Source organism: Variovorax sp. UC74_104, from assembly GCF_044055375.1.
GTDB lineage: Bacteria > Pseudomonadota > Gammaproteobacteria > Burkholderiales > Burkholderiaceae_C > Variovorax.
This window is the reverse complement of record NZ_CP171978.1, coordinates 3,956,585-3,980,515: the sequence shown is the minus strand read 5'-3', so window position 1 is coordinate 3,980,515 and position 23,931 is coordinate 3,956,585. Positions and strand designations below refer to the sequence as shown.

Sequence of the window (23,931 nt, the reverse complement as noted above, 5' to 3'; positions counted from 1 at the left end):
TTCCGAGAATGGCCGGATGCATTCCGAACCAACGAAGGAGACCCCCACCATGCCTCATGCCACGCTGCTCTCGCGCCGCCGCTTCACTTTTGCTACGGCCGCCGCGAGCCTTGCACTTCCGGCGTTCGCGCAGCAGCAGGGCGCATGGCCCAACAAGCCGGTGCGCATCGTCGTGCCGTACACGCCAGGCGGCTTCACCGACCAGATGGCGCGGCTCGTGCAGGTGGGCTTGCAGACCCGGCTCGGCCAGCCGGTGCTGATCGACAACAAGCCCGGCGCCAACAGCCTGATCGGTGTCGACGCCGTCGCCAAGGCGCCGCCAGACGGCAGCACTTTCGGTGTTGTCATCGCGGCCTATGCGGCCAACACCACGCTCTACCCGAAGCTGCCCTACGACCCGCGAAAAGACCTGGCCGGGGTGTCGCTGATGGGCGTGTCGCCGCTGCTGGCGGCGGTCAACATCGAGGCGCCTTTCAAGACGGCGCGCGAACTCATCGACTACGCCCGCGCCAACCCGGGCAAGGTGAGCTTCGGCTCGTCGGGCAACGGTTCGGCAGCGCATCTCACCACGGAGCTGTGGAAGTCGCTCACGCAGACGTACATGATCCACATCCCCTACCGCGGCGCGATGCCGGCGCTGACCGACCTCATGGGCGGGCAGATACAGCTTTTCTTCGATGCGCCCACCGGGCTCATCAATCAGGCCAAGGCAGGCAAGGTGCGGCTGATCGGCGTGGCGGGCGACAAGCGGCTGGCCGCCGTGCCCGAGGTGCCGACCTTCATCGAGCAGGGCTTCGCGGGATTCACCGGCAGCACCTGGGCCGGCATGCTGGCGCCGGCAGCCACGCCGCGAGACATCGTCAAACGCATGTCGGACGAAGTGGCGCGCATCATCCGCAGCGACGAAACGCGGGCCAGGCTCGACGCGATGGGCACTATTGCAGCAGGCGGCACGCCCGAGGAGTTCGATGCGTTCATCGCCTCGGAGACCACCAAGTGGGGCAAGGTGATTCGAACGGCGGGGGTAAAGGCGGAGTAGCGGTGCGGCCCCGATCGGGCACGGTCGCTGCTATGGCTTCCGGATCCCATCAAGACAACCCTCATGAAGCACTTCATCGTCGAAATCAACTACCTCGTTCCGCTCGAAAGAATCCAGGAATCCGTGCCGCCGCATCGCGCCTACCTGCAACTGGGCTACGACGCCGGCTTGCTGCTTTGCTCCGGGCCGAAGGTGCCGGCGACCGGCGGGTTCATGCTGGCCCGCGCCGAATCGCTCGCCGCGCTGCAGGCGTTCTTCGCGCAGGACCCGTTCCATACCGAAAAGCTCGCGAGCTTCAAGTTCAGCGAGTTCAACCCGGTGAAGCGGCAGGCCTGGGCCGAGGCGTGGTTCGCCGAACCCCCGGCGGCTTGACGACTATCGCGGCGCGGTCGCTGCGCTTGCCACGGGCGCTGGGGCGTCTTCCCAGCCACCGCCCAGCGCCTTGTACAGGCTCACCGTGTTCACCGCCTGCTTGAGCTGCAGCTCTATCCATTGCCGCTGCTCGATGTACAGTTCGCGCCGCGCATCGGCCCCGGCGAAGTAGTCTTCGAGCCCGTTGCGAAAGCGGGTGTGCGAGATCGCCGCCACCCGCTGCAGCGACTGCACGCGCGCCTGCTGGGCTTCGAGCTGCGGGCGCAGGTGGCTGTCGGCGATCAGCGCGTTGGCGGTTTCGCGCAATGCCTGCTGCACGGCGTATTCATAACTCGCCATTGCGGCCGCCAGGCGCTCTTCGTTCGCGCTCAGGTTGGCGGAGCGCCGGCCCCAGTCGAAGATGGGCAGCGACACGCCGAGCACCGTGGCCCAGCTGCGGTTGCCGGAGCTCAGCAGGCTCGAAGAACTCGCTGCTCAGGCCGCCGCCCACGGCAGTCAATGAAAAGCTCGGATAGAACGCCGCCTTGGCCGCGCCTATGCCCGAGTTCGCGGCCTCGACGCGCGCATACGAGGCCAGCAGGTCGGGCCGGCGCTGCAGCAGGCTCGCGGGCAGGCCCACCGGTACGTCGGCCACCGAACGCTCCGGCCACGGGCGCTGCGCGCCTGTGTTGGCCGCCACCGGCTGACCGACCAGCACGGTGAGCCCTTGCAGGTCCTGCGCTACGCGCATGCGGAATTCCTCGCGCTGAACGGCGGCACGCTGCACCAGCGACTGCGAACGCAGCAGGTCGAGGTCCGACGTGCCGCCCGCCTTGCGCGCACGCTGCATCAGGCTGGAGCTGTCGGTCTGGGTAGCGAGGTCGGACTCGGCCAGCGCCAGCAGTGCGCGGTCGGCGCGCAGCGTGAGGTAGGCGTTCGACACCTCGCCCACGAGGCTCATGCGCGCCGCGGCAAAGTCCCGGTCGCTGGCGGTGGCCTGCGAGCCTGCCTGCTTCACGCCAGCATCGACGCGGCCGAAGAAGTCGAGCTCATAGGCCATGATGCCGGCCTGCACGGCATAGGTGTTGCCTACGCTGCCGACCGCCTGGCTGTTGGTGATCACGCCGTTCGGGCCGAGCGACGTGACCTGGTTGCCGCGCCCGGCCGAGCCCGCGAGGCCGATCTCCGGAAACAGGCTGGAACGCGTGCCCGCGTACACGGCGCGGGCTTCCCTTGCCTTGGCGGCGTACACGCGCAGGTCGCGGTTGCGGGCCAGCGCGGTGGCGATCAGCCCGCGCAGCTCGTCGTCGCGCACGAAGGCCTGCCATGCCATGGGCGCTGCGTCGGCGCCGCCCGCTCCCTCGGCCCACTGGGCGGGCACTTCGACGTCGGCCGGTTTCAGCGGCGGAGTGAGGTTGCAGCCCGACAGCACCAGCACGGCGACCAGCAGCACCGTCAGCATCGGCGCGCTGCTGGCGAACATGCGCGGCACCGCCGGCATGCGAGGCATGCGCGGCGTTCTCGGCCAACGCCAGCCCGCGCTATCCATGAAGGCCAGCGCGGCGCGCCCCGGCTTCACCTGCGTGGCGACATGGCTGGGCGGCAGGCTGAAGACGTGGCGCACCAGCCGGTCGTGCACCGCCTCGTCGTGCACGAAGGCCAGTTCGGTGCCTGCGCCAGAGCGGCTCGTGACAGTGGCCGCAACCCAGCCGACGTGGTCGACATGTACATCCAGTGGCTGTCCGACCGCAATGCGGCCCAGCGCGGCGCTGTTGAGCAGCCGCGCGCCGTCGCCCGCGATCTCGGCGAAGCGGGCCGCACCCACGCCTGCGGCGCTGCGCACGGTGGTGGCGGCGTCGTACGGAAAGCGCTCGTCGTGCTCGGGGCGCGGGCGGTCGATGCAGGCGATCAGCGCGGCCAGGCAGTACACGGTGGCGATGAAGGTCCACACCACGTTGAGCACGTCGCCGGCGGTCATCGAGCCCCCGATGGCGCCCAGCGCGCCCATCAACATCGCCGCGATCAGAGCGCCGAACACCGCGACCAGGTTCCAGTGCACCACCATCCTGCTGCGGTCCTGCCCCTTGGCGGTGACCTTGAACGGCCGCCCGAAAGGGCGGATCAGCGCCGAGACGATGGTGCGCGTGACCGCCATCGCGGCCACGATCTGCGTCACCTCGGTGAACACCGGCAGGCAGCGGCGCTGGCTGATCCAGTAGGTGTAGCCCCAGAACATGACGAGCGGCGGCAGGCCGTACATGGCAAAGGCCTGGGGCGTGGCATGGAAGGCCGACACGCCCGTGTACCAGTAGAGCGCCGGCGCCGCCAGGATCAGCAGGATGAAAGGCTTGGTGAGCCAGTGCATCAGCCCGTGCACGTAGTGCAGCCGCGCCGTGAAGCTGTAGCCCTTGCCACGCAGCGGGCCGTCGCGCAGCAGCGCCACCTGGATGGTGCCGAGGCACCAGCGGCTGCGCTGGTTGATGTAGTCGATGACGCTGTCCGCCGACAGCCCGTTCGACAGCCGCTCGTTGAGCCAGCGCGTGACCCAGCCGAAGCGCATCAGCGTGTAGGTGGTGTAGATGTCCTCGCACACGCTGCCCGTGGGGAAACCGCCGGCGGCAGTGATGGCGTCGCGCCGCACGATGAACGAGGTGCCGACGCAGAACGCCACGTCGGCCGCGTCCTTGGCAGGCTGCAGCACGTCGAAGAACACGCGCTGCTCGTCGACCCAGCTGTCGGTGGCGCGCAGGTTGTGCTGGATGGGGTCGGCGTTGTAATAGAACTGCGGCGTCTGCACCAGGCCCACCTTCGACTTCTGGTCGTCGAACAGGCCGAGCACGCGGTAGACGATGTTGCGATGCGGCGCGAAGTCGGCGTCGAGCACCAGGATGTAGGGCGCGTTGGTCAGCGCGGCCGATTGCCGCAGCCCATTGTTGAGGTTGCCCGCCTTGGCATGCGCATTGTCTGGCCGGCGCGCGTAATGCACGCCTTTGCGCTCGCAGTAGTCGCGCAGCCAGTCGCGCCGCGTGTCGTCGAGCACCCAGACATTCACGTGCGGATAGTCGATGGCTTGCGCGGCGAGGATGGTCTTCTCGAGCACGCCGATCTCTTCGTTGTAGGTGCAGATGAAGACGTCGACCGCCGGCACGTCGGCGCCGCGCTGGCGCAGCAACGCTTCGCCGGCATCCGCATGCGCGTGGTTGTCGCGGCGGCGCGAGAGCATCTGTATCGACAGGAGGGTGTAGACGATCGACACCATCTCGAACACCAGGAACACCCAGCCCATCAGCGTGCCGAAGCCCAGGTCCGCCGGTGGCAGGGTTTCGGCCAGCCGCCACGCCACATAGCGCACCAGCACCAGCGCGGTGAGAAAGCCGAACAGCACGCGGTGCGACGCACGGTCGGCGCGGGCATGGAAGATCATGATCAGGGCCAGGCCCACGACCATCAGATTGACCCTGAATTCAGGCGTATCGATCAGTTCGAACATGGCTTTGCTCCTGCGACGGTGGTGATTCCGGTGAACGGGTTCCAGCCCTTGGCGGCAAGTGCGATCCAGGCGGTGGCGCCCAGGTGGGGCCAGCGGTAGTAGAAGAAGTCCGGGCCCTTGGAATCGGGGCCGATGGCCAGCCCGGTCGAGATGCGTGGGCTGGGGGTGGCGTAGTACAGGCCGTTGGGTGCGCGCTGCGCGGCCAGCAACTGCCACAAGGCCTCCGGCGCCGCGCCCTTGACGGCCACCAGCGTGGCTGCGGCCTGGGCGCTGCCCTCGGTCCAGATTCCGTCGGGCTGACGCGAGAAACCGTAGCCGGCACCGTAGCGATGGTTGGCATCGATCCATGCAAGCCCGGCTTGCCATGCGCAGTGGCCTGGTGGCGCGGCGAGCAGCGGCCACAGCTGCGCATCGAGGCCCGAGGCCGTGCCGGAGACGCTCGCGCCATCGTCCTGCGTGCCGATGTAGAAGCGCTGCTCGCCCTTGTTCCACATGCGCTCGACGAAGGCCAGCGCGGTTGTGGCCTGCTGCTTCTGGTCGGGGCGCGTGCCGGAGCGTGCGGCCCATGCGGCGGCCATGGCGATGTCGATGTTGTGCTCGGTCGATTTCCAGGTCTGCGCGGCCTGCTTTTCGTCCCAGCCGTACCAGCCGCCGCTGTAGCCATCCGGCGCAACGCTGGAGCGCGTGCGTTGCTCGATCCATGCCAGCAGCCTGGCGGTGGCATCGGCATAGCGCGGCGAGGGCGCCGACTGGTTCACGTTCAGCAACAGCAGCGCGGCCCACGCCACATTGCCGGTCGCGGTGCTGACCTGGTAGGCATCGGCGATCCACTGGTTCTTGCTGGCGTCCCAATAGCCGGGCAGCACGGGTTTCGCATCGGCCAGCGGGCCGGAGCGGTAGGCGTTGCGGATGCGGCCGTCGGGGTAGCGCGGGTCGTGCTCGACGGCGAGCACCAGCGCGTCGGCGATGCGCCTTGCCGACGCGGTGTCGCCGCAGGCAAGCAGCGCGATGCCGGCCAACGCGTTGTCGTACACGAAGGCCACGTTCGAAAGGCTCGGCGGGAGTTCCGGCACGCCGTCGATCTGCGCCTCGGTGCGATAACTCGGCAGCAGCAGCGGCGCCGAAGACTCAGCCCGGCTGCTGAATGTCACGGCGCGGCGCAGGCCGTCGCAGCTCTGCCGCGCGAGCAGCTGTTGCACGATGCCCTCGGCCGCCGGTGCCCGCGGCGCATGGAGGCACAGCATTGCCGTGAGCACCATCGCCAGCGCCGGCGCGCATCGTCGCCCGGGTGTTGCGTGATCCATCGTATGCCTTCATCGGCGTCGTGGATGCATGCTTCGCGCTAGGAGGCCAGCCTGGCCGACACCACCTTGCCGGGCGCACACAGGTTGCGTTGCGCGATCCAGGCCGGATTGTCGGACTCGACGCGCGCCACCGCATACAGCGAGCCTTGTTCCGCGAAGGGGAAGGGGACGGCATAGCGGCTCTGGAAATCTTCCGGGGCCACCGGCAGCAGCTGGGTCACGCGGGCCGACACTTCCGTGCCGCCGTCCTCGGTTTTCACGGCGATGGTCGAGCCCATGTTGAGCTTCCTGGCCAATCGCGGCGGAAAGACCGCGACCACTTCGATGCGGCTGCAGTCCGTCATGCGCACCAGGGTGGCTCCTTGCGGCACGAAGCTGCCCTGCGGCATCAGCACCGAGTTCACCTGGCCCGGTTGCATCGCACGCACCTGAAAGGCGGCCATGCGGTCGATGCGGCTGCGCTCTTCGGCCTCCAGCGCGGTCACTTCGCGCAGCTGCTGGTGCAGGGCTTCGCTGTCGTGCTGCGCGCGGCCGATGAAGCCGCTCAGTGTTTCGCGCCGGCTGGTGAGCGTCTGGTAGACGCTGGCACCGCCGCCGCCCACGAACACGCCGCGGCTCGCGCTCGCCATGCTCTGGCCGAGGCCTGCATAGGCCTGTTCGGCCACGGCCGCGCTGGCTCGCGAGGTGCTCAATTGCGCCTGTGCCGCGTCCATGGTCTGCGGGCTCACGGCGCCTTCGTCGAGCATGGCGGAAGTGCGGCGCACCTTCTGCTCCTGCTCCGCCACGCTGGACTGCGCCACCTCGCGCTGGCGTTGCGCGATCTGCCACGCATCGCGCGTCTGCGCCATCGATGCGGCGCGATACAGCTTGACCTGCTGCTCCACGAACTGGAGTTCATCGCCCGATGCATTGGCCTGGTTCGTCAACTGCGCCAACTGGCTCTGCAGTGCGAGCCGCTGCGTGCTGAGCGTGGTGAGGATGTCGCGGTTGATGGTCGGGTTCTGCACCGTGGCCACCACAGCGCCGACATCGACCTTGTCGAGCGCGCGCACCGTCATTTGGGTGACCACGCCGCTGATGGGCGAGGTGATCAGCGTCACCGGTGCCTGCAGCACCGCGCGCGTGGCCTGCCTGGTCACCAGCGGCTGTATCAGCGTGGTGACGACGAGCCAGAGCACGAAGGCGAGCAGCGCGTATCCCGCGATGCGCGGCACCAGCGACTCGGCGGTGCCACCTCGCCATCGTCGCCAGCGCTCATGCCATGCGGAGGCTTCCGCCTTCGCGATCTGGTGCGACTCCTGGACGGTGCTTGCATTCATTGGCGCCTCGCAATCGACGACGTGGTGGCTTTTCAGGACCTGCGTCTCCACTGCCGTGGCACATCATTGGGGCATGCCATCTGCTTTGCTGCATTGCAGCAATACACATGCCAAAAGTGAACTATTTCCGCTTACAAAAGCAACCGAATGTGCATTCAGGGCGCGAGCACCAGCACCTTGAACTGGCTCGGCACGATGCGCATGCCGACGATGTTGCAGCGGTTCTGCACCGACAGGCTCGTCATGCGCGTGCACGGCGTGCCCTTGAGCAGCACGGTGAACGCGCCGGTGATGTGGCGCGAAGGGCCCATCACCGTCTGCGAGACCACGCCCATCAGCACCCGGCGTTGTCGCCGTTGGTGATGGGCGTGACCGTGGCCATGTTGTGTGCAGGCGTGCCGCCGTAGAGGATGTTCCAGGCGTTGGGGATGGCGGTGGGGCCGAGGGCGAAGTTGGGGTAGGGGATGGGCAGCGCCGGCGGCGTTTTGCAGACGTCGGGGAAGGCGAGGTCGACGCCCATCATCTGTGCATTGGCAAACATGGCGAAGGCTCCTTCGGCGGTTGTTCGGTTCTCTTCTCGGCTGCGGCTCGTATGGCGAGTCAGCCCATGTGGATTTGCTCGGCATCGACCTTGACCAGCTCCTTGCTGGTCACCAGCGTGTTCTTCGCGTGCAGGCGCATCGTGCTGGACGACTGCATGTCGATCTGTCCCGCGCGCACCTGTTCGATCTCCTCGGTGAGGCGAAAGCTCGAGCGCGTGAGCAGGTGCAGGCGGTCGAGCACCACCTCGCAGGCGCGGCCCACGAAGCGAGAGACCAGCACGCTGAAGCGCACCTCGGCACCCTGGTATTCGAGCTCCGAGACCTTGCACTGGCTGCGCGCGGCACTGAGGTTCCATTCCGGAGCGCGCGTGTGGATGGCGGTGTCCGACTGCATGTCGAGCGCGCCCGCGCCGCGCACGGCGATGCCGCCGCTGCGCGAGGCCAGCGTCAGTTCGCCTTCGACGGCCAGCGTGGCTTGCCGCGCATCGGCCTGCGCGACGATGGCGATCAGATAGAGCTCGTCGCCACCCGGGCCGGCGACCATCACGGTGTCGCCGGGCGCCGGCACCAGCAGGCAGCTCGCGGCGCGCCGGCAAGCGATGGCGTGGGGGCTTCCGCTCACCATTACATCGTGGCTGTCGTCCGAATGGCTGGCCACGACCTTCGCCATCGTGATGCCCTGGAGTACCGCCGACTGTTGCAGCGGCCTGGCCGGCGCGGCTTTCTGCAGCAGCGGCGCGAGCTCGCTTTCGGCAAGGGCGGGCGCGTGCACGCTGGTGGAAATGGACGTTCCGGCGGTCATCGTCATCGGGTGTTCTTTTCGTCTGTGAGCATGCGGCCATGGGCATCGCGGTCCAAGCGGGCGGCGCGGGTGGGGCGCTGCCATGCGGCGCGCTCGGCCTCATGGAGGGCGGGATCGTTGTCCAGTACGCCGATGCGGTCGCTCCAGTGCGAGCCGGCCAGGTCGGCGCGATGCATCTGCGTGCGCAGGAAGGTGGCTTTCTCGAAGCTCGCGCCGCGCAGATCCGCATAGGAGAAATCGGCGTAGTCGAGCCGGCTGCGGGCAAAGCGCGCGTTCTCGCAGCGGGCACGGTGGAAGACGCTTTGCGTCAGGCTCGCGCCGGAGAAATCGGCGCCGCCCAGCAGCGCATCGATCCAGAGCGAATGGTCGAGCGTGGCCTCGCGGAAGTCGGCGCCTCGCAGGTCCGCTTCGGGAAAGAGCGATTGCGGCGCATGCACGCGGGCCATGCGGGCGCCGTCCAGCATCGCGCCCTTGAAGTTGCACTGCGGGAGTCGGGCGTCTTCGAAGACGCAGCCGGACATGCGTGCGTCCGCGAACTGGCACAACTCCAGCGACTGTCCCGCGAAGGACTGGCCGCTCAGGTCGGCCTCGGAGAAGACGGCGTTGTGGAAGCGCGCGCCCTGCAAGCCCGCCTCGCGCAGGTCGACGCGGAAGAACACGGCGCTCGCGACCGTTGCATCGCGCAGGCTGGCGTTGCCCAGGCGGCTGCCGTTGAAGATGGCCTTGACGAGCCTGGCGCGTTCCAGGCTGGCGCCATGCAGCTCGCAGTCGTGGAAGACCGTTTCCGCCAGCTCGGCATCGGCGCAGCGGGCGTTCTTCAGGTCGGATTCGGCGACGACCGCGCGCGGCCAGTGGCTCGCGTCCGCCTCCACCTGCGCAAGGCTGCAGCGCAGGAAGGAAACGCCATCCAGCCGCGCCGCGGACAGCACCGCGCCGTCGAAGTTGCAGCGCTCGAACACCGAATCGTCGAGGCGGCTGCCGGCCATCGAGGCCTGCGCGAAGCGGCATTCGCTGAACATGCCCCCCGACAGGTCCAGCCCGCCGAGCTGCATTCCGGTGAAGTCTTCGCGTTCCATGCGCACGCCGTTGCGGATGCGGGTCGCCAGTTCCTGCGGGCTCATCGGCCAGGCATCGCGCGCAGGGCTGGCACGGTCTTGGTCTGCTCGATGTAGGCGCCCTGGGTGGCGGTGATGGTGTCGATGCGGATCTGCGACATGTCGGCGCGGAACAGGTTGGCTTCGCGCAGGTCGGCGGAAGGCAGCAGGGCCTTGTTGAAATTGGCGGTCATCAGGTTAGCGCCGCGCAGGGATGCCCGGCTCAGGTCGGCGCGGATGAAGAGGCTTTCCGGCGCCAGGGTGTCGGTGAGGTCGGCTGCCGTGAGGTTGCAGGCAGAGAAGTCGCAGGTATCCAGGGTGGAGCGCGCCATGCGCGCTCCTTCGAGAGATATCTCGCGCAGGCTGCACTGCACCAGCGTCGCGGCCTCGAAGCTCGCGCCACGCAGGCTGCTCTTCCCGGTGAAGCAGGTGGTGCGCAGCAGTGCGGATGCGAACACCATGCCGTCGTCGCAGACCATGTGCGTCCAGGCGCAGGCTTCGAGCGTGGCGCCGGTGAAGTCCAGCCGCGCGACGCGGCACGAAAGGAACGCGGCCTTGAAGAGGCGGGCGCCGCGGAAGCTGCAGTCTTCGACGGCCGCATCGGACATGAAGCCGGCGTACGAAATGTCCGCCCGCCCGAAGTCGCACCGCGATATGCGCGACTCGATCACATGCAAGTGGTGCAGGCGGGCGCCTTCGAAACTGCAATCCGCGAGCGTCACCTTCTCCAGCCTCGCGCCTTCGAGGTCGGCCTGCGAGAAGTCGGCACGCTCGCAGACGACGCCGCCCAGGTTGGTCTCGCGCATCAATGCGCCGCGCATACGGGCGCCCGAGAGCTGGGCGCGCACCAGCACGGCCTGGCTGAAGTCGGCGCCGTCGCACTGCGCGCTGCGCAGGTCGGCGCTTTCCAGCAGGGCGCGGCGAAAGCACGCGCCGCGCAGGTCCAGGCCGCCGAGATCGGCGCCCGTGAGGTCGATGCCGGTGAAGTCGCGGCTGCCTTCGAGCACGGTGTCCACCTTCGCACGCAGCTCGGCAAGGCGCTCCGGCGGCAAGGGATCGACGGCTGCCTGGTGCTGCGCCGTGCCGCGATACAGCGCGAGCAGGCCGCGCTCGCCGTCCTCCGTCATCCTGCGCATCGACTCCACCTGCGCCTCGGGAATGGGCGGCGTGCCCGTCGCCGCCGAAATGCCGGTGAATCCGCTGAGCACGGAGGCGCCGTCCACGCGAGGCGGGCCTTTCACTTCGGTGCGGTCGTGCTCGCGCACCAGCTTGCCGGTGTCGAAGCCGACCTTCATCGATTCCTTCGCATTGGCATCGGCCTCGCGCTGCAGGCGCTCGCGCTCGATGGCGCCCTGCTCGCGCTGGGTGAGCGCATAGGCGTCTGCCTGCTCCACGAACTGCGGCAGCTCGCGCAGCGTGGGCATGCGGCGAAAGGGCGGCGGCGGAGGGCGCTCCCGGAAATGGCGTGCCTTGTGGCCGGCTTCCAGCGCCATCTGCTTGAGCTCTTCGCGGGCCTGCGCACCGCGTTCGCGCATGTTGCGGGTGAGGGCGGATTCGGGCTGCTCCAGCTTGTCCATCCAGGGGCCGATGGCTTCCTCCGGAATCAACTCGTCGTCGCGGAACATGTAGAGAGCGGCCTTTTCCGGATCGCAGCGCTGGCCCAGCACGCTCGCGTAGTGCGCGAGGCCGCGCGGCGCGCCCACCTTTTCCAGCGCGGGCATCACGTGGGTGATGTCGCTGGCGTCGTCTTCCTCGTTGGGCGCCTCGCCGTGGAAGACGAGCGCGACACGTTCCAGGTGCGGGAAGAACCAGACCGTGCTCAGACGCTGGGCGACTTCCTCGACCTGCCCGGGAGACTGCCTGCGCGCGATGAATGCGAGGCCGCGCCAGTCCGGAAGGCGCCCGCGCTGGATAGGCGTCCCGGGGTGCATGTTCCACACCGCGTAGGGCGTGCCGGGCTCGATCTCGATGGCGTTGCCGGGCAGGCGCTGGTCGGCAGGCGCGGCGTTGAAGAGCTGCCAGTCCATGTCCTGCGCGAACCCCGGGAAGAGGTTGTTGCGCCAGTGCTCGTCGTACTGCCTGCCGATGAGGCGCATGCGCCTCGGCCAGGCGATGTCGATCGGGCCAAAGCCCGCGGGCTCCGGCTGGTCGTCGCTGCGGTGCACGCGGCGAGACGGGTCTTCGATGTTGGGCAGGCGTTGCACTTCGTGGCCGTTGACCTGCTCGAAGCCGTGGCCCCGGCCCAGCGGGTTGTCGGCGAAGGCGGGGCCGCCGTAGGCGCGCGTCCAATCGATGCGCATGGACTCGAAGGGCTGCGGCCGCGTAGGCCGACCGCCGACCCAGTAGCGGTCGCCGAAGACGGCCAGGTCCTTGGAGATGCCACCCAGCTGCAGGCGCACGGCGCATTGCGCCTTCTCTTCCTGGTGCGCGGTGTAGGCGAAGCCGGTGGCCAGCACTTCCGCACGGCTCTTCGGAATGCCCATGTCGATGGCGGTGGCCGGACCGAGCTCGTCGGCCAGCATCTTCCAGAACTCGGCTTCCGGCGTGAGCACGGGCTGCTCGCCCATCGACACCATGCACAACGTGGTTACGGCCAGGCGCTGCTCGCCCGCGCGGATGAACGGCCGAGTGATGACGCTCAGCCGCAGCGGTTTGACTGTCTTCATGGATGCCGAGCTGCTCGCGGGATCTCCAGCGGCGTGCGCTCCCGGTCGATGGCGACCGAGGTGGCATTGCGCGGGTCGTAGCGCAGGTGGACGACCTTCATCGGCTCCTGGAAGCGCGGCACCAGTGCGTCTTCGACGAAGGTGCGGATCGAGGCCACGCGCTGGGTGCCGGCGGTGTCGGCGTAGTCCACGTCCAGCACCACTGCGCACACGGTCTGCCCGTGGGAGCCGGCGCGCGTCATGTTGTCGGGGTGAAGGCGGAAGTTGCGGATCACGCCGTCGGCCGGCTGTCCGGTCTGCGCCAGCGAGGCCCACAGCTCCTGCTCGGCCGAGTAGAGCCGGTTCTCGCGGCGCATGTAGCCGACCGCGCCGATGCCCAGCACGACGACGGCCGTCATGACGATGGCGAAGAAGACCCAGATAAGGATTTCCCAGAGAGGCATCGATTCCGTCATCACATCACGATGTGCATGCCCTGCGCATAGGCGGCCATGCCATCCATGTAAAGGCGCAGCGCGGCCCTGGCCACCTGGGCGGCCTTCTGGGTGATGTCGATGCCCTTGTTGGCGATCTTCCAGGTGATGAAGTCGACCTTGAGCACCGCGTACTGCGAGTTGATGCCGTAGAACTGCTGGCGCACGCCCCAGAAGTCGAGCGACATGCCCACCGCGCCGAAGCGGAAGCCCGCGCCGCCCGAGCGTGCGAGGCGCCAGTCGCTGCTCTTGGCGTAGTTGTTGGTGTAGCTGACCGAGTTGTTCGTGTAGTTGTTGGTCAGGTTGTTGTACGTGTTCGACGTCGTGTTGTAGATCGTCGTATTGATGACGTGCTGCGTCGTGTTGTGGATGTGGTTCGTCGTGTTGAAGGTCACATCGGGCGAGGTGTGCACCGTCGGGCCGGTGACCGTGGTGGTCGAGGGCCCGTTGACCAGCACGTTGTTCGACGTGTTGATGGTGTCGTCGCGCCCGTCGCTGACGAAGCGGATTTCCTTGCCGTCGATGGTGCCGTTGAATCCGCCGGTGATGGCAAGCTGCACGCCGCCGGTGATGGTGTCGTTCAGACCGCCGCTGAGCACGCGCGTCTTGCCGCCCGAGATGGTCTGGTTCACGCCGCCGGTCACGGTCTCGGTGAAGCCGCCGGTCACGCTGCGGGTGTCCCCGCCGGTGATGGTTTCCTTGGCGCCGGCGGTGATGTCGCGCGTCTCGCCGTCCTTGTAGGTGGCCGACTCGTGGCCCTTGACGAGCGTGGTGCGGGTGCCGTCGGTGGTGTGGGTCTCGTCGGCTTCCACTTCAACGTCGAGGTTGCGCTCGGCGTGCAGCAGGATCTGCTCTGCGCCCGTGCGGTCCTCGAAGCGCAGCATGTTGGCCTGGTTGGCCGCGCCGCCCGAGCTGGAGCGCGTGAGGATGCCGCTGGCCGTGGCGTTGGCGGGTAGCTCCCACGGCGGCATCTGGTCGCTGTTGTAGACGCGGCCGGTGACGATGGGGCGGTCGGGCTCGCCGCCGATGAAATCGACGATCACCTCCTGGCCCACGCGCGGCATGTGCATGGTGCCGTAGTTGGCGCCGGCCCAGCTGCTGGACACGCGCACCCAGCAGGAGCTGTTTTCGTTCGACTGGCCGTAGCGGTCCCAGCGGAACTGCAGCTTCACGCGGCCGAAGCGATCGGTCCAGATCTCTTCGGGGCCGACCACGGTGGCGGTCTGCGGGCCGTTGGTGCGCGGGCGCGGCGTCTTGCGCGCGGGGCGGTAGGGCACGGAGGAGGGCAGCACGGTGAAGTCGAACTCGCACACTGATTCACTGCTGCCGCCCGAGGAGTACTCGGGCTCGCGCAGGTCGTAGCGGGTCTCGGTGACAAGGTACTCGCGGTTGTCCGACTCGCGCGGGCAATGCGTCATCTGGAACAGGTAGCCCGGCGCCATGCCCACCACGTTGGTGTGGCCCGCGGCCAGCTCGTGCGCGCACTGCAGCTCCTGCAGGCGGATCTTGGCGTAGGCGTCGCCCTGTTGGTGCTCGGTGTAGCCGCCGAGCCATTCGTAGACCTCGTAGGTCGAGTGCTCGTGCGGCTTGGGGTCTTGCTGCACGCTCTGGAGCGAGGCGCGCGACTTGCGGAAGTCGAAGTCGTCGAGCATCACGCGGCCGGAGGTGATCTGCTCGGCCACGCGCCACTGGTCGATGCAGGGCTCCAGCGCATTGACCACGCGGTCGCGCGGGCGGTAAGGGATGCTCGCGTGGCCCGGCAGCGGCTTGTAGCTGCCCGAGTCGTCGGCCAGCACCAGCAGGTGCGAGCCGTTGCCGTGCTCGAAGTGGTAGGCGATGCCTTCGTGTTCCATCAGGCGGCTGACGAAGGCGAAGTCGCTCTCCTGGTACTGCACGCAGTACTCCTGGGCGGAATAGCTGCCCGTGAGGCGCTTCTCGAACTGGAAGCCGTACTTGCCCAGCACTTCGTCGAGCACCTCGGGCACGCTCTTGTTCTGGAAGATGCGGCAGTCGGTGGTGCGCGTGAGGTACCAGAGCCACGGCTGCACCAGCGCGCGGTAGATGTAGTGGCGGCCGGTCTCGTTGGCGCGGCCCACGAGCTCGAAGCGCACCACGGTGCCGTTGAGGAATCGCGGGCCGCCTTCGTCGGCCAGCTCCAGCGTGAGCGAAGTGCCGAGCAACTGCTTCAGGTCGAGGCTGAAGCTGGTGCTGACCATGTCCACCTCGAACTCGAAAAGCTCGGAGAGCCCCTCCCGTCCCCGCATCGAGCGGAACTTGAGCTGCTCCGGGCTCATGACGGTGTGGACTTGGACTGTGCGCTGCATTCGGAACTTCCCTGACCCTTGGGTTTCCGCGGTTGGGAAACCTTCGGTGACAGTCTAGAAATCCCTTATGTCACATAAATGACGCGAGGGGTGCGAGAGGGCCGTTTTTCCCTCTGAAACACCCCTCGGAACGCTCACTGAAGCAATGTGTAGAAGAAGCCATTACAGGCTTCTTGCGCGAGCCTTACATCGAGGCTTCGAGCATCGCCTTGTAATCGTCGCGCGTGGCCAGGCGCGGGTTGGTCTTGTGGCAGTGGTCGGCCATGGCGCCGTCGATGATCTGCTCGAACATCGCAGGCGTCACGCCCACTTCGGCCAGGCCCTTGGGCAGGCCCAGGCGCGCGTTCATGTCGCGGATGGCATCGCCCAGGTCGCCGGCCGAATCGAGGTGCATGGCCTGCGCCATGCGCTGCAGGCGCTGTTCCTTCTGCACCGACTCGGCGCCCGAGTTGAAGTGGATCACCGCCGGCAGAAAGAGGGCGTTGAGCGTGCCGTGATGCAGGCGCGGATCGACGCCGCCCAGGCTGTGGCTCAGCGAGTGCACGCAGCCCAGGCCCTTCTGGAACGCCATCGCGCCCTGCATCGACGCGCTCATGAGGTTCAGGCGCGCCTCGCGGTCGCTGCCGTCCTTCGTCGCGCGTTCGATGTGGCCCCAGGCGCGCTCCAGTCCGTCGAGGCCGATGCCGTCGGCCGGTGGATTGAACGCGGCCGACATGAAGGTCTCCATGCAGTGCGCGATGGCGTCCATGCCGGTGGCGGCCGTGAGCTTGGGTGGCAGGCCCAGCGTGAGCTCGGGGTCGCAGATGGCGGCCTTGGGCATCAGGAACCAGCTGTGGAAGCCCAGCTTGCGATGGTCGTCGACGATGACGATGGCGCCGCGCGCCACCTCGCTGCCGGTGCCGCTGGTGGTGGGCACCGCGATCAGCGGCACCACGCGATCGGTGATGCGCGGCGAGCCGCCCTCGATGGTCGCGTAGGTCTTGAGCGGGCCCTCGTGCGTGGCCGCGATGGCCACGCCCTTGGCGCAGTCGATGGCGGAGCCGCCGCCCACGGCGATGAGGCCGTCGCAGCGGCCGCTGCGGTAGAGCTCCACGGCCGCGCGCACCGCGGCTTCTGTGGGATTGGAGGGCGTCTGGTCGAACACCGAGACCTCTAGGTCGGCGATGGCGTCGAGCGCCTTCTGCAGCACGCCCGCCGCGCGCACGCCGGCGTCGGTCACGATGAGTGGACGATTGATGCCGATGCGCGCACATTCGCTGGAAAGCAGCTTGATCGCGCCGAACTCGAACTGGATCTGGGTGAGGTATTGGATGAGTGCCATGGGGATGAAGGCCTCGGGGAGCCCGGGGCAGGTACGATTGCCGACCAGCCAAATCTAACAAGAGCGAACCGCCTTGCACATGAAAGAAACCCTTGCCGCTGTCGCGCCGGGCACACCGGCCGCCACGCGGCTCACGCCGAAGATGGCCAGCGTCGTCGAACGCATGGCCCGCGCAGGCCACCCGCCGCTGGACAAGCAGACGCCCGACGAGGCCAAGGCCTCCTACGAAAAGGGCGCCGGCGTGCTCGAAGTGCCGAAACCCGAACTGGCGCGCGTCGAAGACTTCACCATCGCGGCGCGCGACGGATACCCGATTCCCGCGCGCCTCTACGCGCCTTCGTCGGCGGTGCTGCCGGTGCTGATCTATTTCCACGGTGGCGGCTTCACCGTCGGCAACATCCGCACGCACGACACGCTGTGCCGCGTGCTGAGCAAGAAGAGCGGCTGCGCGGTGATCTCCGTGGACTACCGGCTGGCCCCAGCGCACAAGTTCCCGACCGCATCGAACGACGCATGGGACGCCTTCCAGTTCATCGCGAAGGAGGGCGCGAGCCTGGGCCTCGACCCGTCGAGACTGGCGGTGGGCGGCGACAGCGCGGGCGGCACGCTCGCGGCAGTCTGCGCCATCCTCGCGCGAGATGCGGGCCTGCCGCTCTCGCTGCAGCTGCTGATCTACCCCGGGACCACCGCACAGCAGGACACGGCCTCCCACCTGCGCCACGTCGACGGCCCGTTGCTGACCAAGGCCATGATCGACTTCTTCTTCGCGCAGTACGTCAACACCCCGGCCGACCGCGACGACTGGCGCTTCGCGCCGCTGCTGGCCGACGACGTCGACGGCGTGGCTCCGGCGTGGATCGGGCTGGCCGAATGCGACCCAGTGGTCGACGAAGGCATCGCCTACGCCGACAAGCTGCGCGCGGCCGGCGTGCCGGTCGACCTGGAGATCTACCGCGGCGTGATCCACGAATTCATCAAGATGGGCCGGGCGATTCCGGAGGCGCTGCAGGCGCAGGACGATGCGGCCCGGGCACTAAAGGAGGCACTGAACCCATGAGCGAAACAGCATCAACCCAACGCAAGGACTTCCGCTTCTTCCACCGCCTGCGCGTCCGCTGGGCCGAAGTCGACATGCAGAAGATCGTCTTCAACGCGCACTACCTGATGTACTTCGACACTGCCATCGCCGACTACTGGCGTGCGCTGGCGCTGCCGTACGAAGAGTCGATGCACGCGATGGGCGGCGACCTTTACGTGCGCAAGGCGACGGTCGATTTCCGCGCATCGGCGCGCATCGACGACGTGCTCGACGTGGGCATGCGCTGCGCGCGCATCGGCAATTCGTCGATGGTGTTCGAGGGCGGACTGTTCCGCCAGGACCAGTTCCTGGTCGGCTGCGAGCTGGTCTACGTGTTCGCCGATCCGGCGACGCAGACCTCGAAGCCGGTGCCGCCGGCGCTGCGCGAGGTGCTGCTGGGTTACGAGGCCGGTGAGTCGATGCGCACCATCGAGACGGGCGACTGGGCCACGCTGGGCGAAGGCGCCGGTGCGCTGCGGCGGGCCGTGTTCATCGAGGAACAGAACATTCCCGAATCTCTGGAGTGGGACGAGCAGGACGCCGTGGTGCTGCACGCGGTGGCGCGCAACCGGCTCGGCCAGGTCATCGCCACGGCCCGGCTGCTGCCGGCCGAGAACGGCATCTCGCACATCGGCCGCGTGGCGGTGCACCGCAACCTGCGCAGCGGCGGCCATGGCGCCGCGGTGATGCAGGTGCTGGAAGACGCCGCCCGGGAGCGCGGCGACAGCGTGGTCGCGCTGAACGCGCAACGCAGTGCCGAGCGCTTCTACACGCGGCTGGGCTACGTGCCGCATGGCGAAGGCTTCGAGGAGGCCGGCATCCCACACATCGAGATGCGCAGGTCTCTTCTTTCTTCTTCCGCTCAGTAGCGGCTCGGCGGATCGGGGACGTAGCCCGGGTCCGAGCCCGGGAACGGCGACGGCCCCGCCGGGCGCGGCCAACGTGGAGCGGGCGGCACCTGGATCACGCCGGCGGCGACGAGGTTCTCGCGGCTGTCGTAGCGGATGCGGATGACTTCGTCGGGCGACGACTGTGCGCGCTCGAAAGTGGTCTTGCCGACGTACGAGGTCTCGCGGCGGCCGTGCGCCGTGCCCAGGCTCGGGCTGGGTGCGGATTGCCGGGCCAGGCTGCCTGAAGACTCGGCGGCCGCTGCAGGTGCTGCGCTGTCGGCTGCACCGGCCTTCGCCCGCGCGTCACCCTGGTACGACGACGATTCGCTGCGGCGCTCGCGTTCGGAGCCATATCCACCGTATCCGCCGCTGTCGTCACGGCGCGGGAAAGGAGTGACGGGCGGAGGCAGCGGCTCGGGCATGCGCTCACGGAACATCGCGACGCCGATCACGCCCACGTCGTCGGGCCGGCCGGTGCGGCTGGCGTAGGAGTTGCCGGCCGCGGCGAACTCGAAGGCCGCGATCTGCGAGTCGCTCTTGCGCCAGCCGGTGATGTCGCTGCGCTCGCGGGCGCTGAACACGTAGCCGTTCTGCAGCACGCCCGCGGTTTCGCCGGTGACCACGTTGACGCCGTCCACGGACATCACCGCCATGATGCGCTCGCCCATCGCGTTGCGCGCCCGGATCGCATAGCGCGCGCCGGGGCGGCCGGCCACCCAGTATTCGCCGCGATGGCGGTAGATCGGCAGCTCGGCGCCGGTGCCGCGGTCGACCACGCTGATCTGCATGAGCGAGCCGATGCGGCTGGACGGCGTGGAGGGAACATAAGGCCGTTCCGAGGTCTGCGCGCAGGCCGGGAGCGAGGCCATGGCGGTCATGGCTGTCGCGGCCAGGGCGGTGGAAAAGAATCTGCGCTTCATGGTGGTCTTCCTTGCCGGAGTTGATCGGTGCAGGCTTCTACGGAGCAGCACCGCCGGCAGGGTTAAACGACGCGCAAAAAAAATGGCGCTATCTCCTGGATAGCGCCAAACGCTCCTTTTCTCCAGGGGCGTTGGGGGTATCGTGGCTCAGATGTCTTCGAGCAAAGGGTAGGGCAGCGGCTCGACCGTGAGCGCCGGCCCATCGGCCGCGCCCGCGCGCAGGCCGCCGGCCTCGAGCGCGGCGATCTGCATCGAGATCAGGGCGGACCAGCCGCCGCCGGGCGCCGGCGCGGCCTGAGCCACGGTGCCCACGGGCTGCTCGGCATCGCCGGCGGCAAAGACTTCCTGGCCGACGGAAACCGGCGCGTCGGCCTGCACGAGGTAGGTACGGCGCTTCAGCGTGCCGCGGAACTGGCTGCGCGCGACCACTTCTTGGCCCGGGTAGCAGCCCTTCTTGAAGTTCACGCCGCCCACGGATTCGTAGTTGATCATCTGCGGCACGAAGGCCTCGATGACGGGCGTGGTCAGGGTCACGATGCCGCTGCGGACCTCGCTCCACTGCCAGAGGTTGTCGTCCAGCGCGGGGCCGGCGGGGGCGGCATGGCCGGCCGGCGCAATCCACAGCGCGCGCGGCACGCCGTCCGCGGGGTAGAGCGACACGGCGCTGACATCGTCGCCGACGGCGGTGCGCTTGCCGGGCGGGGCGGCGGCGTCGAGGCCGTTGGCGGTCAGGGCGGTGCCGGCGAGGCCGTAGAGCGCGTACTGCCCCGTGGCATCGCTCAGCTTGGCCTTGGCGCGAAGCACATACATCGACAGGCGCTTGAGCGTGGCGGCCAGGATGTCGCGGCTGCACACCAGCAGGATCAACTCGGGTTGCGGCTTGATGCCGATGAAACTTGCGATCACACGGCCCTTGGCGGTGCACAGCGCGGCCAGCCGGGCGTCGGAGGTGCCGAGCAGGGAGAAATCCTGTGTGAGCTGGCCGTGGAGGAAGCTGGCGGCATCGGGACCTTCGGCCCGGATCACGCCGAGATGGGAGAGGGCGGTCACCCCATTGAGAACGACAGTGGTCATCGCTGAATTATCATGGCCGTGCCTGTTCCTTCGAGGCGGCAGGGGCTCCAGCCCTTCGGTTCGCAAGGGCACCGTTTTTTGATTGCCTCCGGCTTTTTCCCCGTCATCCCCACATCGGACTCGTGCGCAGTTTCTTCCTCACGCTCTTCCTGCTCGCCGCCCTGGCCGTGCTCGCGCTCGGCGGCGCCGGCCTCTGGTGGGTGCACCAGCCGCTCAAGCTGCCCGCGCCCAGCGTCGACCTGTCTGTCGAGCCCGGCACCACGCCGCGCGGCATCGCCCAGGCGGTGGCCGACACGGGCGTCGACGTGCAGCCGCAACTGCTCTACCTGTGGTTCCGCATCTCCGGACAAGACCGCCAGATGCGCGCCGGCAGCTACGAGCTGGAACGCGGCGTCACGCCCAAGCTGCTGCTCAACATCCTGGTGCGCGGCGAGGAAGCCACGCGCAGCGTGGTGCTGGTGGAAGGCTGGAACATCCGCCAGGTGCGCGCCGCGCTCGCCAAGGCCGACCAGCTCAAGCCCGAGAGCGTGGGCATGACCGACGACGCGCTCATGGCCAAGCTGGGCAAGCCGGGCGTGCACCCGGAAGGGCGCTTCTTCCCGGACACGTACACCTATTCGAAGGGCTCGACCGACATCGCCCTGCTGCAGCGCGCGATGCGGGCCATGGACAAGAAGCTCGAAGCCGCCTGGGCCGCCCGAGCATCCGACTTGCCGCTGAAATCGGCCGATGAGGCGCTTATTCTGGCCAGTATTGTCGAAAAGGAGACAGGCAAGGCCAACGACCGCTCAGAAATCGCGGCCGTGTTCACCAATCGCCTGCGCATCGGCATGCCGCTGCAGACCGACCCGACCGTCATCTACGGCATGGGCACGGCCTTCGACGGCAACCTGCGCAAGAAAGACTTGCAGGCCGACACGCCCTGGAACACCTACACGCGCGGCGGCCTGCCGCCCACGCCGATTTCCATGCCCGGCAAGGCAGCGCTGCTGGCCGCGGTGCAGCCGGCGCAAAGCAAATCGCTGTATTTCGTGTCGCGCGGCGACGGCACGAGCCAGTTCAGCAGCTCGCTCGACGACCACAACCGCGCGGTCAACCGATATCAGCGCGGTGGCGGCGACTCCAGTAAACAGAAGGCGACGACCCAATGAGTGACAACGGCCTGTTCCTGACGCTCGAAGGCATCGACGGGGCCGGCAAGTCCAGCCACCTCGACGCGCTGGAGGCGCTGTTCAAGGCCAAGGGCCGCACGGTGGTGCGCACGCGCGAGCCCGGCGGCACGCCGCTGGCCGAAACGCTGCGCGGGCTGATCCTCGAAAAGCCGATGGACCCGCTGACCGAATCGTTGCTGGTGTTCGCGGCGCGGCGCGATCACATCGTGCAGGTCATCGAGCCGGCGCTGGCGCGCGGCGACGTGGTGCTTTGCGACCGGTTCACCGATGCAACCTTCGCCTACCAGGGCGCGGGGCGAGGTTTCGACAACACCGTCCTGTCCACGCTGGAGCAATGGGTCCAGGCGCAGGCCGGCAGCGCGAAGCTGCTGCAGCCGCAGGTCACGCTATGGTTCGACCTGGCCCCCGAGATCGCTGCCCAGCGGCTGGCCGGCGCCCGGGTGCCCGACAAGTTCGAGGCCCAGCCGGTCGAGTTCTTCCGCCGCGTGGCACAGGGTTATGCGGACCGCGCGAGCGCCGATGCCTGGCGCTTCGTGCGCATCGATGCCAGCCAGACGCGCGAGCAGGTCTGGCAGCAGATCGAATCCGAGCTGACGGCGCGCGGCGTGCTGGCCGGCGGAGGCGACCGATGAGTGCCGAGGCGCTGTCCCCCTGGCTGCGCAAGCCGCTGACCGAGCTGCTTCGCCAGCGCGGCCATGCCTGGCTCTTGCAGGGCCCCTCCGGCATCGGCCAGTACGAATTGGCGCTGGCCCTGGCCTCCGCCTGGCTGTGCGAACAGCCGACGCAGGAAGGCGTCGCCTGCGGCCATTGCCCGAGCTGCCACGCCATCGAGGTGCGCACGCATGCGGACCTTTGCGTGCTGATGCCCGAGATCGCCATGCACGAGCTGAACTGGCCGCTCGACGAGAAGGCCCAGGCCGAGATCGACGACAAGAAGCGCAAGCCCAGCCGCGAGATCCGCGTGGAGGCGATGCGCGACGCGGTCGGCTTCGCGCAGCGCACCAGCGCGCGCGGGCGCGGCAAGGTGGTGCTGGTGTATCCGGCCGAGCGCATGAACACGATCACCGCCAACGCGCTGCTGAAGACGCTGGAAGAGCCGGTCGGCGACGTGCGCTTCGTGCTCGCCAGCGAGGCCGCCTGGCAGCTGCTGCCGACCATCCGCAGCCGCTGCCTGGGCTTCACGCTGCCCTGGCCGGAGCCTGCAGAGGCCGAGGCCTGGCTTGCCGCGCAGGACATTCCTGCCGCCGATGCCGGCGCGCTGTTGCGTGCCGCCGGCGGCCGGCCTACCGATGCCCTGAAGCTTGCGCGCTCGGGGCAGTCGCCCAAGGCCTGGGCGCTCCTGCCCAAGGCCATGGCCCGCGGCGAGGTCGGGGCGCTGGCCGATCACGCGCCCGCGCAGGCCGTCGGTGCGCTGCAGAAGCTCTGCCACGACCTGATGGCCGTCGGCAACGGCGCCGCGCCCCGTTTCTTCGATGCCGTCGACCTGCCGGCGGCGCCGTCCCGGCTGGCGCTCGCGCGCTGGTCGAAGTCGCTCGCAAGTGCCGCAAGAACCGCGGAACACCCGTTCAATGCGGGCCTCATGCTCGAAGCGCTTGTGAGCGAAGCGCGAACCACCCTAAACTCTGCCGCTCGTCGCCCATGAACCAACCTGCCGCCCCAGCTGCGCCCGCAGCAGCCTCCACACCCGCCCGGCCGAGCGTCATCCAGCTCGCGATCAAGGAAAAGGGCGCGCTGTACGCGGCCTACATCCCGCTGTTCGCCGAGGGCGGCATCTTCATTCCCACCTCCCGCGAATACCGCCTTGGCGACGACGTCTACGTGCTGCTGACGCTGCCCGAAGACCCGCAGCGCTACCCCGTGGCCGGCAAGGTGGCCTGGATCACGCCGCCGCGCGCCGCCGGCAACCGGGCTCCGGGCGTGGGCATCCGTTTTCCTTCCGACGAGAAGTCGCGCCAGCTGAAGGCGCGCATCGAGGCGGCGCTCGGCGGCTCGATGGCCTCCGACCGCCCCACGCAAACCATCTGAGTCTCCCGCCGTCCCGGTGACGCGGAACTCGTTCGACGGCGCCGACC

General features: G+C 68.4%; 20 protein-coding genes and 1 pseudogene. 8 read left to right on the top strand and 13 right to left on the bottom strand.

The window, feature by feature from the left end:
• The first annotated feature begins 49 nt into the window (after positions 1–49).
• Positions 50–1,039 (top strand): tripartite tricarboxylate transporter substrate binding protein, encoded by a 990-nt coding sequence (locus ACHMXA_RS18700; RefSeq protein WP_176664121.1) that lies wholly within the window; start codon positions 50–52, stop codon positions 1,037–1,039.
• Positions 1,040–1,102: 63 nt separating this feature from the next.
• Complete coding sequence (locus ACHMXA_RS18695) at positions 1,103–1,411, top strand: YciI family protein (protein WP_395316139.1); 309 nt, start codon at positions 1,103–1,105, stop codon at positions 1,409–1,411.
• 3 nt (positions 1,412–1,414) lie between these two features.
• Here the strand turns inward: ACHMXA_RS18695 and ACHMXA_RS18690 are convergent, their stop codons facing one another.
• From ACHMXA_RS18690 to ACHMXA_RS18640, 11 genes and pseudogenes are all read right to left on the bottom strand, one after another.
• Positions 1,415–1,825, bottom strand: a complete 411-nt coding sequence (locus tag ACHMXA_RS18690; RefSeq protein WP_395316138.1) for a TolC family protein — start codon at positions 1,823–1,825, stop codon at positions 1,415–1,417.
• The gene (locus ACHMXA_RS18685; protein ID WP_395316137.1) at positions 1,737–4,880 is read right to left on the bottom strand and encodes a TolC family protein; all 3,144 of its coding nucleotides are present in this window, start codon (positions 4,878–4,880) and stop codon (positions 1,737–1,739) included. The genes ACHMXA_RS18690 and ACHMXA_RS18685 overlap by 89 nt, the downstream gene beginning before the upstream one ends.
• Positions 4,868–6,184 (bottom strand): hypothetical protein, encoded by a 1,317-nt coding sequence (locus ACHMXA_RS18680; RefSeq protein WP_395316136.1) that lies wholly within the window; start codon positions 6,182–6,184, stop codon positions 4,868–4,870. Before ACHMXA_RS18680 ends, ACHMXA_RS18685 begins: the two co-directional genes overlap by 13 nt.
• Positions 6,185–6,222: 38 nt before the next feature.
• Positions 6,223–7,503, bottom strand: a complete 1,281-nt coding sequence (locus ACHMXA_RS18675; protein WP_395316135.1) for an HlyD family secretion protein — start codon at positions 7,501–7,503, stop codon at positions 6,223–6,225.
• Between the two features lie 155 nt (positions 7,504–7,658).
• A pseudogene (locus ACHMXA_RS18670) lies at positions 7,659–8,044 on the bottom strand (DUF4150 domain-containing protein).
• A gap of 59 nt (positions 8,045–8,103) precedes the next feature.
• Positions 8,104–8,853, bottom strand: a complete 750-nt coding sequence (locus tag ACHMXA_RS18665; RefSeq protein ID WP_395316134.1) for a DUF3540 domain-containing protein — start codon at positions 8,851–8,853, stop codon at positions 8,104–8,106.
• A complete protein-coding gene (locus tag ACHMXA_RS18660; RefSeq protein ID WP_395316133.1) occupies positions 8,850–9,968 on the bottom strand; it encodes a pentapeptide repeat-containing protein in 1,119 nt (372 codons plus the stop codon). The genes ACHMXA_RS18665 and ACHMXA_RS18660 overlap by 4 nt, the downstream gene beginning before the upstream one ends.
• Entirely contained in the window at positions 9,965–12,607 is a 2,643-nt protein-coding gene (locus tag ACHMXA_RS18655; protein WP_395316132.1) for a DUF2169 domain-containing protein, read from the bottom strand. The genes ACHMXA_RS18660 and ACHMXA_RS18655 overlap by 4 nt, the downstream gene beginning before the upstream one ends.
• On the bottom strand, positions 12,604–13,050 hold the full coding sequence (locus ACHMXA_RS18650) for a hypothetical protein (RefSeq protein WP_395316131.1): 447 nt from the start codon (positions 13,048–13,050) through the stop codon (positions 12,604–12,606). Before ACHMXA_RS18650 ends, ACHMXA_RS18655 begins: the two co-directional genes overlap by 4 nt.
• An 11-nt stretch (positions 13,051–13,061) precedes the next feature.
• Positions 13,062–15,404, bottom strand: a complete 2,343-nt coding sequence (locus ACHMXA_RS18645; protein WP_395316130.1) for a type VI secretion system Vgr family protein — start codon at positions 15,402–15,404, stop codon at positions 13,062–13,064.
• Positions 15,405–15,588: 184 nt separating this feature from the next.
• On the bottom strand, positions 15,589–16,725 hold the full coding sequence (locus tag ACHMXA_RS18640; protein WP_126181836.1) for an iron-containing alcohol dehydrogenase: 1,137 nt from the start codon (positions 16,723–16,725) through the stop codon (positions 15,589–15,591).
• Positions 16,726–16,804: 79 nt separating this feature from the next.
• Here ACHMXA_RS18640 and ACHMXA_RS18635 point away from each other — a divergent pair, with 79 nt between their 5' ends.
• Both ACHMXA_RS18635 and ACHMXA_RS18630 read left to right on the top strand, forming a co-directional pair.
• Entirely contained in the window at positions 16,805–17,782 is a 978-nt protein-coding gene (locus ACHMXA_RS18635) for an alpha/beta hydrolase (protein ID WP_395316129.1), read from the top strand.
• Positions 17,779–18,672 (top strand): YbgC/FadM family acyl-CoA thioesterase, encoded by an 894-nt coding sequence (locus tag ACHMXA_RS18630; protein ID WP_395316128.1) that lies wholly within the window; start codon positions 17,779–17,781, stop codon positions 18,670–18,672. The genes ACHMXA_RS18635 and ACHMXA_RS18630 overlap by 4 nt, the downstream gene beginning before the upstream one ends.
• On the opposite strand, the gene ACHMXA_RS18625 is transcribed toward ACHMXA_RS18630, so the two are convergent.
• The gene (locus ACHMXA_RS18625) at positions 18,666–19,613 is read right to left on the bottom strand and encodes a hypothetical protein (protein ID WP_395316127.1); all 948 of its coding nucleotides are present in this window, start codon (positions 19,611–19,613) and stop codon (positions 18,666–18,668) included. The genes ACHMXA_RS18630 and ACHMXA_RS18625 overlap by 7 nt on opposite strands.
• A gap of 147 nt (positions 19,614–19,760) precedes the next feature.
• Positions 19,761–20,687 carry a YgfZ/GcvT domain-containing protein gene (locus tag ACHMXA_RS18620; RefSeq protein WP_395316126.1) on the bottom strand — a complete coding sequence of 309 codons (927 nt, stop codon included), beginning with the start codon at positions 20,685–20,687 and terminating at the stop codon, positions 19,761–19,763.
• A 122-nt stretch (positions 20,688–20,809) separates the two neighbouring features.
• On the opposite strand from ACHMXA_RS18620, the gene mltG reads away from it, so the two are divergent.
• The 4 genes from mltG to ACHMXA_RS18600 are packed head-to-tail and all read left to right on the top strand — an operon-like array spanning position 20,810 to position 23,884.
• Positions 20,810–21,838: an endolytic transglycosylase MltG gene (gene mltG, locus ACHMXA_RS18615; protein WP_395316125.1), complete on the top strand. Its 1,029-nt coding sequence runs from the start codon at positions 20,810–20,812 to the stop codon at positions 21,836–21,838.
• Positions 21,835–22,491: a dTMP kinase gene (tmk, locus tag ACHMXA_RS18610; RefSeq protein WP_395316124.1), complete on the top strand. Its 657-nt coding sequence runs from the start codon at positions 21,835–21,837 to the stop codon at positions 22,489–22,491. The genes mltG and tmk overlap by 4 nt, the downstream gene beginning before the upstream one ends.
• A complete protein-coding gene (locus tag ACHMXA_RS18605; RefSeq protein WP_395316123.1) occupies positions 22,488–23,501 on the top strand; it encodes a DNA polymerase III subunit delta' in 1,014 nt (337 codons plus the stop codon). The genes tmk and ACHMXA_RS18605 overlap by 4 nt, the downstream gene beginning before the upstream one ends.
• The gene (locus tag ACHMXA_RS18600; RefSeq protein ID WP_176664101.1) at positions 23,498–23,884 is read left to right on the top strand and encodes a PilZ domain-containing protein; all 387 of its coding nucleotides are present in this window, start codon (positions 23,498–23,500) and stop codon (positions 23,882–23,884) included. The genes ACHMXA_RS18605 and ACHMXA_RS18600 overlap by 4 nt, the downstream gene beginning before the upstream one ends.
• Positions 23,885–23,931: the final 47 nt, after the last annotated feature.